Source organism: Ralstonia insidiosa, from assembly GCF_008801405.1.
GTDB classification, from domain to species: domain Bacteria; phylum Pseudomonadota; class Gammaproteobacteria; order Burkholderiales; family Burkholderiaceae; genus Ralstonia; species Ralstonia insidiosa.
This window is the reverse complement of sequence record NZ_VZPV01000006.1, coordinates 42,533-50,899: the sequence shown is the minus strand read 5'-3', so window position 1 is coordinate 50,899 and position 8,367 is coordinate 42,533. Positions and strand designations below refer to the sequence as shown.

Below are 8,367 nucleotides of genomic sequence, written 5' to 3'. Positions count from 1 at the left end.
CAGCGTCTTGGTCAGCATCTGCGGAAAGCTTTTGCTGTCGGTGACGAGCTGGATCGCCCAGTTCATCGGGTATTCGGTGGGGTCCTCGATGGTGATCAGGCGGTCATGTGGGAGCAGGCGCGCCCGTTCCCGCGTGTATTCATAGAGCGTGGTAGTTTTACCCGAGCCCGTAGGGCCGGTCACGATGACAGCACCCATCGGGCGATGCATCAGCCGTGAGACGAGTTCCACCTGCAGCGGCGTGTAACCCATCTCTCCCAAACGGAAAGCGCCCGGTGGCGCTTTGGGCGTGCACAAATCCAAGCGCTTCGCAACTTCTGGGGAGCCCTCGGATTGCGCCGCAAGATCACGATATTGCAAACGTGCAACCAAGAAGCCGCCACCGGACTCCACCGGAAATGATGGCCCTCGAATAATCCGTACAGAGGTGAGCCCCGTGCCGGGCAGCGCTTCACCTGTGATCTGTGCATTCTGGAAGTTCAGCGCCTTGTAGCTGTCCTCCTTGATGGTGGCCAAGCCCGAATACATAGAGCGCGTCAGGCGCTCACCTTCCTCGCGGCGCATCGACATCGAGGCGACTGTCCACAGATCGCCCTTGATGCGGATCTGGACCTCGGTGTGGTCCTCGCGCACCAGGATGTGAATGTCAGAGGCGCCGACTGCGGCAGCATCGGCGATCAGTTGACGCGCCTTGGCCAGGGTCTGTAGATCGGTATCGTCCAGCCGCCCGGCATTGGCCAACTCCCGGCGCAGCGCCGCCAGGTCCTGGGCGGAGGCTTTCCTGACCTGGGGCGTGGCACCCAGGCGCCGTAGCACGGCTTCCCATGCTAGAAAGCGCGGGGTGCCATAGTGACGTGCATCCACGTGCACGACAAAACCCTGCGCGGCCAGCACACGTTGCACCTGTTCGGACGATAGGCCAAACGTCGGAGCCAGGTATTCGACATACCCACCCTGCCCTGCTGCCCGCTGGCGCAGTGCCTGGGCCTGGCCTGTAGAGAGCAGATTCAGATCAACTGCGATCTGTTCAAAACGCGGGCCAAACACTCGCGGATAGACGACGTGGGGTGCCAGCGCTTCGGGCGGTTCGGGCACCAGATTGGCCTTGTCCGTGGCTGTCACGGCACCGCCACGGCCAGCCGCGCCGGGATCGAGCCGCGCCGGTTTGCGAACAAAACGGTTCAGGAAGGCAAACATCAAATTCCTCCGTGTACAGGCGCCGCGCCTCGCGCGGTGTAAAGCGTGCCGTTGGCGGTCCATTGTTGAGCTCGCGCGTCGTAGCCCAGGTCGACTACGCGCAGGCCCGGCACTACATCGAAAGCCGCGGCCAAATCCAACCAGGGCGGTGCGGCCAGCGTAAAATTCGCCGTCACCTGAATCCAAGGATCGGGGGGTGGCGCATCCTTGTCGGCCTGCGCTGGCGGAGGCGGTGGATCGGTCAAGCGCAAAGTCAAGCCATGTTCCTGCGCGAGCATCCAGATGTTCTTGCGTGCGGCAGTAAGGGGGAGCACGTCGATATTCGCCGGCGGCCCAAAAGGCGAGGAGGCCTCGCGAGAATGATTGGCCGACTGCCCGTCAGCCGAGAGTGCGCCAGGCGCATCCGCTGCAAGGCCGCCTTCTCGGTTCCACGATGTCTCGATGGAAATTCGGCCAGCTTCGGGGGCGTTACCAGGACGGGGCTTGCAATGCCAACTGGCGAGCGTCCAGCCACGCATGGCCAACTCCTGCTCGTGCCAGGCCGCCCGGCAGGCCTCGAAGAACATCGCCGGCGTGGGCTCGCGAAGCCAAGGTTGGATGCGTTGCTGGGCAGCAGCAGCTTTGCGCGCGGCCGCTGCCTTCTGGCGGGCCTGGGCCGCCAAGCGTTCGGCCTCTTGCTGTTGGTCATACAAGTACCAGCCGCCAAAGACAGTTCCCACCACAAGCGCAATTGCTGTTACGGCAAGCGCGGCAGTCCGCCAGGAGCCAGACTGCACGTCGTGTAGAGCCGGCACGCTCGTGGCCTGGCGTGCAAGGTTGGCCAAGTCGTCTAGATTGCCCTCGATCTCGGTCCAGCCTGGTAGCGATTGGTGATAAGCGCGAATAGCAGCCAGTTCGCTGATCGTGCCAACCTGATCGCCGCCGGCGATGACGGCTTGCCCCTGGCGTACCGCGATGTACCAGTAATGCTCGCCGCCCAGGTGATACAGGCCTGCCCAGGGTTGCGGATGCGCAGTGGCGACAATGGCCGCTAGAGGTCTGGCCCGTGACGGTTTGACGCCTGCAATCGGTTCACACAGCGCACTTTGAAAGGTGCCGTGCGCATTCTTGAACGCTACGCCCCATCGCACGTTGGGCCCGAGCTGACGTGCCAGCTTGCGCAAGCTTTGTGCCTTTGGCAGGTTTTCCTCGTGCTGCCACGACAAACCAATTGCAAAAGCACCCTTCGCACCGGAAAAGGTAAGTGCGTGCGCCATGGTTAGGGCCTCAGAATACGCACACGCTTGCCGTTGACGATCTTGATGCCCGCGTCGTCAATGCCAGCGACCTTCCAGCCGCCGTCAAGCGTGTCGCCAGCGCGTACAGGGATGGCTTGGCCGTTTACCTCCACCATCGCGGTGTACTTGCCGTCGTAGGCGTGCAGCGAAATCGCGCGCGGCCCTGCAGCAAGCGCGGATGCGGCCGGTGCTGCTGCGGGGACGGCCCCCTGTGCTGCTGCCATGGTTGCTGCCGGCAGCGGCGCGGCCAATCCCACGGCCGGCTCCGATTTACGGACCTCGGCCTGGTACTTGGCGATTTCGGCACGTGCTTTCCACAGCGGAATCTGCTTCTGCAGGTTGGCCAATTCATCGGACTCGGAGCTGCGTGCACCTTGAGCGAGCTGCGCGCCCGCGGCGGCGGCCGGGCTGACAGCTGACGACGTGCCTTGCTGTGCGCCGGCACTGGCCAGAGAAGCTTGCGGTGCTGAAGCGTTCTGCGCGCGCGCGGAAATCGCAATAGCGGCCAGCAGCGCACTCGCCAAGACATTCATGAGGGTTCTGTTCATGTCGGAATTTCCCTTGGTTAGAGCAGGCGCGCAGTGATGACGACAGCGATCATCGTGTCCTTCTTCTGCGCATCGACGCCACCGCCCAGCAGCGGCATGTACGGCGAGCCGATACCGTTGTTGGTTGTGCTTGTGGATTGCTCGCGCATGCCAGTGAGTACCAGCGTTTCGCCAGGCCTGAGCCCCACCGACTGCTCGAAGCGCGCCAGAGGCATCGTTCGCAGTTGGACGGTCGACTGGCTCGCACTGCTGCCCGAAGTAAAGGTTTGCAGCGGTTGAAGCTCCGAGATGGTCATATCGAAGACCATCATGATTCGGCCATTGATGACCTTGGGCCGGAAATTGCCAGTGAAGCCGGAGATGTTGGTAGAGGTTTGAATAGCCGTCGTAGAGCCAACGTTGCTGGCTAGCGTTGTTTGCGTGCCTTGCACGAAGTCCTGCAGCGTCGCGTCCTGCAGCGCAAGCACCTTGCCGTTTTGTGTGACGCCACCGCGTTGCAGAACCCGCGAGACATTACCCAAGGTGGACAGCGCTTGGAGCGCGGCCTTGGTGCCGTCCAACTTGCCGCCGACGATGGTGGCGCCAAAGGTCATTGGCGATGCCGTGCTCGTTACGCTTGGAACGCCAGCTCCAGTGAATGTCGCGCCGGTATGGCCGTTGCCGGACTTGTAAGCAAGCGACAGATTCAAACCGTAGTTGTCTTCTTGCGACAACCGGACTTCATAGATCTTCACGTCAATGCCGATCTGTTTGCCGAACATGGCGTCCAGACCCTTGACCCATTCTTCAAGGCGATCACATTGCGGCGGCGTGGCTGTGACCGTTACCGAACCGAGATGCTTGTCGGCCACCACTGTTGCATCTGCACCGGCGATTGTCTTGGCGATCTTCTCCAGATTCAGCCACGGATCGGATACCACAGCGAGCGTCGCTGTCTGGCCGCCGTTGCCGGAACCGCTCGATGAACCGGTGCCCGTCGATGCCGTGCTCGTGCCGGACGATCCCGAGCCAGCCGCCCCAGTTGAGTTAGCCGAAATCGAGCCGTTCATTGAGGCGACTTCGCCCAGGTCTGGCAACGGAAAGGTGCGCGTTTCAGTCTTGAAAAATGCAACGGTGCCGTCGCGGTAGCGATCCCAAACGCCCCAGTGTGCGTCAATCGTTTCAAGGAAACCGCGCAGGTTGCCGGTATAGCTCAACACCAGTGGCGCGACCGACGCGCTCGCCGTCGTGCCAGCAGAGATTGCGGCGCCGGTCGGTGAGAGTGGCGCCGCACCAGTGCCGTAGCTCGATGGCAGGGGGCCGTTCAAATCCGACATGCGTTGGGGCGGGTTCCCGGAGCCGGACCGGGCCATCTGGAGCGGGATAGTGGCGGCCGAAGCTTCGACGGTGGCACGTACGCCAACGTTCTGGGCGATCCAATCCGCCGCTTCAGTGAGACTAGCGAGCGACCCCTTGAACACCACCTGCTTGCTGAAAATCTCCGGCTGCGGTTTGCTTGCGCGAATCTTCTCGCCCATCAGCCAAGATCCATCGTGAATCCGGACTACCGGGCGGCTACGAGGTGCCCCGTCAAGCTTGGCCTGTGCGTCCGAAACGATTGCCGCTTGGTTCTCACGTACCTGCGTAATGCCGCAACCCTGCAGAGCAGTTACGGCGATCAGTGCTATCACCAGGGGCTTGATTTGAGGATTCCAGTTTTTCATTCGCCTACTCCTGCTTGGTGTACCACCATCACCTGGTTGCCTTTCCAAATGTCCGCTTGCACGTCAGCACCGTTGGCAGCAAGCTGCTCGATCGTCTGTTGCGCGGCGCGCGCAAAGTCGTTACCAAGAGGCTGATCGTTGGGAACGATCCAGCCGTCCGGCACATTCCATTCCACTGTCCAGCCCGCGCGTGCCGCCCACGCCTCCAGTTGCGCCTGCATGGATTTGCCCTTGACCAGTACGAAGGCATCAGCCGCCGGTGCGGGTGGCGCAACAGGCGCCGCGGATGAGCGGGAGATTTCGGATGGACGCTTACCGTTCGGCATTTCAGTCGCGACTCCCGATCGCACTTGAGCTGATTTACTCGGTGAGGCCGGCGTCGATCCGAGCAGTTGCCAGCCTTCTTCAGGAGACGGCTCCATAGCGCCCTTGGCATCGGCGATTCGCTGCCAAGTGCCATCTGGCATTTCTTGCCAGTCCGTAGCTGCTTTGGCCTGGGCCGGCGCTGTTCGCGCCTGGGCGTCAACGGTCACGCCAAGGCCAGTCAGCAAGTAGAAGATGAGCATTGCTCGGTGGAATGGATGGAATGTGCGCATGGTTTTGAACTCGTTAGATCAGAGAGAAATCAAGGCAATGCTGCGCGCTGCAGCGATTGCCACCGCGTGTAGATCTGATTGGCATATCTGAGCTGCTTGGCGGGTGTCGTCGCGTTGTAGGCGCCAACCGCGCGCCATGTCGCGCCAAACCGGTCGATGTTGGCGCGCAAGATCCAAGCGCCCACATACGCATTGATGCAAGCGTCGAGCAGCTGCTGCCGCGTGATGCCATAGCGGGCCAACCGTGGCAGATGCGCGGAATTGATTTGCATAAGGCCCAGGTCCTGCGAGCCATCACGATTTCGATTGATGGCCAGAGGATTCATGTGCGATTCATGCAGCGCGATGCTGCGCAGGAGCGCGCCATCGACGCGGTGGTACGCCGCTGCGTCGTCCAGGCAATCTGCGTGGGCAGCTGGAGACGACAGCGACAGAACCAGTAGCAGAATCGGGCCGAGGCGTTTCATGGGCGCACCGTGCTAGGCCGCTCATAGAAGCGCACCCGCGCAATGCGATCGACATGCACGACCTCGCCATCAGCGATAACAGAGAGCTGCCTTGCGATGCCATTGAGCCTGTAGTACCGGCCTTTGAGCGTGCCGCTGATCGAATGCCCATCGCCAAGCACCGAAACGCCGCCTTTGGGCTCGTCGAAGGCGAGATAGGTAGCATCGCCCTCATCGAATACCTGTTCGAGCCCAGTCAAGTTGCTGGCAGGAAATTGGTATTCAGTGCTCTGCACACGAGCGACATCGACAGCTTGACTGAAACCGTTCAGCGTGAAGCGAGCTACTGGCGGAAGGCTCAGGATGTTGCCGCGCCAAGTAGCTGGAAGCAGGCGACCTTGCACATCTGTGAGGCGTAGATCCGCTGGCGGTGCACCCTCGAAGCGGATTTCGGTGGCGCCGCCTTTGTTGTCCCGAATGGCGATGGCACCGAAGACTGCAGCCAGCATGGACCCCGTTCCTTTTCTGGAGGCCGCCGGCTGCTCGCCTACCTCGGAATTCGGAGTGGATCGGGTTGGGGCGCGATCAGGCGCTGAGAAGGAAATTGCCGTCGCCGCCAAAATGGTCGGCGCACGTTCTGGTGTCTTGGCCTTGCTCAGTTCACACAAGTTGGCTGAGCCAGGCCCCGCAGACACATAGGAGATGATGGCGCCTGGTTGCCCGTCACTATCAAGCGGGCAAAGGACGTTGGTGCGGGCGGCAGCGGGCGTCGGATGAAACAACGCCGTAGTAGAGAAGCATGCTATAAAGCACGCGCGCAACACTGCGCCCGCATTTGCTAGAATGCGGGAAGCCATGAGATCGTTCCTCTGTTGGGAAACTGGGGTAGGCTTTTGGCTAGGCCCGCCTTGGTGGTGCAAACACCTTGGCGGGCCGCTTTTTGCGCGGCTTGCTACGGACTTCTATTCACCGGCAACCTCCTAATGAGTGTAGAAGGCCACGATGCCGATCTGGTGAGTCGTGACATTCTTCATTTCTTCCTCTCCCGATCTTCGTCTCGACTCGACTGCGACTCGGGGTCAGTCTTCAAAACACTCCCCACCTTGCGGGGCGGGTGATCAGCCAGAACCAATTCATCCCATGCCACCTTTCGCGGGTAGCGGGCGCGGAAGAACTTGAGCCACGCTCTTGGGATGTAGTTGCCTGTCTGCCATTGGTAGATGCGGCCCTCTGTCAAGCCGGTTAACTTCACCAGCTTCGGGACCCCCCCAAGGGCGGCAATCAGTTCGCGTGCGTTCATGCGCCCCGATCTTAGAACACTAAGGAAAGAAACTCAATAAGCAAAGGATGTAATCGCTTAGTTTTCTAAGATGCTTAGCGAACGAATCGAAACCATCCTCAGAGAGACCGGGACCAAGATCGGAGTCCTCGGGGATGTGGCTGGCGTCTCTAGCGGGACAGCGAGCATGTGGTTAACTGGTCAGATCAAATCTATAAAGCTTCAGTACGCAATCAAAATTCAACGAAAGTACGGCTACAACGCCACATGGATCGTTCTTGGCGAGGGGCCCAAGACATTGGTCCCGCAGTCGAACGACCTTTCGCCCACCATCCAAGCGCTAGCGCTTCGTGTTGGTGCGCTCAGCTCGCAGCGTCGAGCTCGCATCGAAAGCATCATCTCAGCGTGGCTCGTTGATGCTGAGCAGCTGGACAAGCTCGAAGCAATCGAACAAGGCTCGAACCCTGCACTAGCTGCAAAGAGCGCCCATCGTTTGCCTAAGTAGGTGCACTTCTCTGCCTGGTCGGTAAGTTCCGCCAGATTCTTTACTCCCCCACGCGCGCGCCGGGTGGCATCGCGCGTTCTCAAAACATTACCATAATTTCCTATGGTCGCGAAGCCGCATTTCTTATGGTGGGTTGCACGCTAGCTTCGTGAGATGCCTCTCTATGAACGAATGCAACTCATACGCAGCGAAACCGCTGTTTCGGTCGCTGCCATTGCCAGTGCTGCCGGCGTTTCTAAAGCGCTGGTCGAGCATTGGCTGAGTGGTCACGTCCAAAAGATTCGACTGGAACATGCCATTGGCATCCAGGATAGATACGGGTACAACGCCATCTGGATAGTGCTTGGCCGTGGTCCTAAGGAGCTCTCCACGTCGTCCATTTCGGACCTGAGCGAAGAGGTCCAGAACTTCGCCCGCCGTGCCGCAAAGCTAAGCCCAGCAAGCTTTTCCAAGATCAAAGCGGATCTCGCGGACTACGAAAAAGTGGATGCGTACGATGCGGCAGCTACCGCCGCCAGCAAGGACTTGGTAAACGCCGCCTAGTCCGGGTGAAGTAATCCCATACTGCCTAAACCGGGAAGTCTACAACAATTAGTTCCTGCCACCCCGACCCCCCATTAGGAGGGTTTTCTTTCGCGTCGCCCTTAATCCTCAAAAAGAGTCAACGGATATTTTCCGTTGCCGAAGAACAACAAATGGATTGATATTAGAAAATATCAACTCTGAATTTCGAGAAACTTAATTCTTCGCATATTGGATACCCGATGATTTGCGCAAAACAATATAGCGCGCTTAATCGGAGCGCTACCGTTTAAT

At 60.0% G+C, this 8,367-nt stretch carries 10 protein-coding genes; 2 read left to right on the top strand and 8 right to left on the bottom strand.

Annotation, left to right across the window (positions count from 1 at the left end; genetic code table 11):
- The 8 genes from F7R11_RS26515 to F7R11_RS26480 form a co-directional block, all read right to left on the bottom strand.
- Positions 1 to 1,197: ATPase, T2SS/T4P/T4SS family (locus F7R11_RS26515; protein WP_151180577.1), on the bottom strand; the 1,197-nt coding region annotated here is incomplete at its 3' end.
- Positions 1,197 to 2,453 carry a type 4b pilus protein PilO2 gene (gene pilO2 / locus F7R11_RS26510; protein WP_004636272.1) on the bottom strand — a complete coding sequence of 419 codons (1,257 nt, stop codon included), beginning with the start codon at positions 2,451 to 2,453 and terminating at the stop codon, positions 1,197 to 1,199. The genes pilO2 and F7R11_RS26515, both read right to left, overlap by 1 nt.
- 2 nt (positions 2,454 to 2,455) lie before the next feature.
- Positions 2,456 to 3,022, bottom strand: coding sequence for a type IV pilus biogenesis protein PilP (gene pilP / locus F7R11_RS26505; protein ID WP_004636274.1), 567 nt, complete (start codon positions 3,020 to 3,022; stop codon positions 2,456 to 2,458).
- Positions 3,023 to 3,039: 17 nt separating this feature from the next.
- Entirely contained in the window at positions 3,040 to 4,725 is a 1,686-nt protein-coding gene (locus tag F7R11_RS26500; protein WP_004636275.1) for a hypothetical protein, read from the bottom strand.
- On the bottom strand, positions 4,722 to 5,321 hold the full coding sequence (locus F7R11_RS26495) for a toxin co-regulated pilus biosynthesis Q family protein (RefSeq protein ID WP_004636277.1): 600 nt from the start codon (positions 5,319 to 5,321) through the stop codon (positions 4,722 to 4,724). Before F7R11_RS26495 ends, F7R11_RS26500 begins: the two co-directional genes overlap by 4 nt.
- Before the next feature lie 29 nt (positions 5,322 to 5,350).
- The gene (locus tag F7R11_RS26490; protein WP_004636280.1) at positions 5,351 to 5,788 is read right to left on the bottom strand and encodes a lytic transglycosylase domain-containing protein; all 438 of its coding nucleotides are present in this window, start codon (positions 5,786 to 5,788) and stop codon (positions 5,351 to 5,353) included.
- Positions 5,785 to 6,624 (bottom strand): hypothetical protein, encoded by an 840-nt coding sequence (locus F7R11_RS27370; protein WP_037012878.1) that lies wholly within the window; start codon positions 6,622 to 6,624, stop codon positions 5,785 to 5,787. The genes F7R11_RS26490 and F7R11_RS27370 overlap by 4 nt, the downstream gene beginning before the upstream one ends.
- A 173-nt stretch (positions 6,625 to 6,797) precedes the next feature.
- On the bottom strand, positions 6,798 to 7,067 hold the full coding sequence (locus F7R11_RS26480; RefSeq protein WP_004636872.1) for a helix-turn-helix domain-containing protein: 270 nt from the start codon (positions 7,065 to 7,067) through the stop codon (positions 6,798 to 6,800).
- 166 nt (positions 7,068 to 7,233) lie between these two features.
- On the opposite strand from F7R11_RS26480, the gene F7R11_RS26475 reads away from it, so the two are divergent.
- Together F7R11_RS26475 and F7R11_RS26470 are read left to right on the top strand one after the other, a co-directional pair.
- A complete protein-coding gene (locus F7R11_RS26475) occupies positions 7,234 to 7,551 on the top strand; it encodes a hypothetical protein (RefSeq protein WP_231973595.1) in 318 nt (105 codons plus the stop codon).
- A gap of 153 nt (positions 7,552 to 7,704) precedes the next feature.
- The gene (locus F7R11_RS26470; protein ID WP_004636877.1) at positions 7,705 to 8,094 is read left to right on the top strand and encodes a hypothetical protein; all 390 of its coding nucleotides are present in this window, start codon (positions 7,705 to 7,707) and stop codon (positions 8,092 to 8,094) included.
- The last annotated feature ends 273 nt before the right edge of the window (positions 8,095 to 8,367 follow it).

Coding starts and splice junctions, on each gene's coding strand:
- pilO2 (WP_004636272.1), bottom strand. CDS start 2,453: ATGGCGCACGCACTTACCTTTTCCGGTGCGAAGGGTGCTTTTGCAATT.
- pilP (WP_004636274.1), bottom strand. CDS start 3,022: ATGAACAGAACCCTCATGAATGTCTTGGCGAGTGCGCTGCTGGCCGCT.
- F7R11_RS26500 (WP_004636275.1), bottom strand. CDS start 4,725: ATGAAAAACTGGAATCCTCAAATCAAGCCCCTGGTGATAGCACTGATC.
- F7R11_RS26495 (WP_004636277.1), bottom strand. CDS start 5,321: ATGCGCACATTCCATCCATTCCACCGAGCAATGCTCATCTTCTACTTG.
- F7R11_RS26490 (WP_004636280.1), bottom strand. CDS start 5,788: ATGAAACGCCTCGGCCCGATTCTGCTACTGGTTCTGTCGCTGTCGTCT.
- F7R11_RS27370 (WP_037012878.1), bottom strand. CDS start 6,624: ATGGCTTCCCGCATTCTAGCAAATGCGGGCGCAGTGTTGCGCGCGTGC.
- F7R11_RS26480 (WP_004636872.1), bottom strand. CDS start 7,067: ATGAACGCACGCGAACTGATTGCCGCCCTTGGGGGGGTCCCGAAGCTG.
- F7R11_RS26475 (WP_231973595.1), top strand. CDS start 7,234: ATGTGGTTAACTGGTCAGATCAAATCTATAAAGCTTCAGTACGCAATC.
- F7R11_RS26470 (WP_004636877.1), top strand. CDS start 7,705: ATGCCTCTCTATGAACGAATGCAACTCATACGCAGCGAAACCGCTGTT.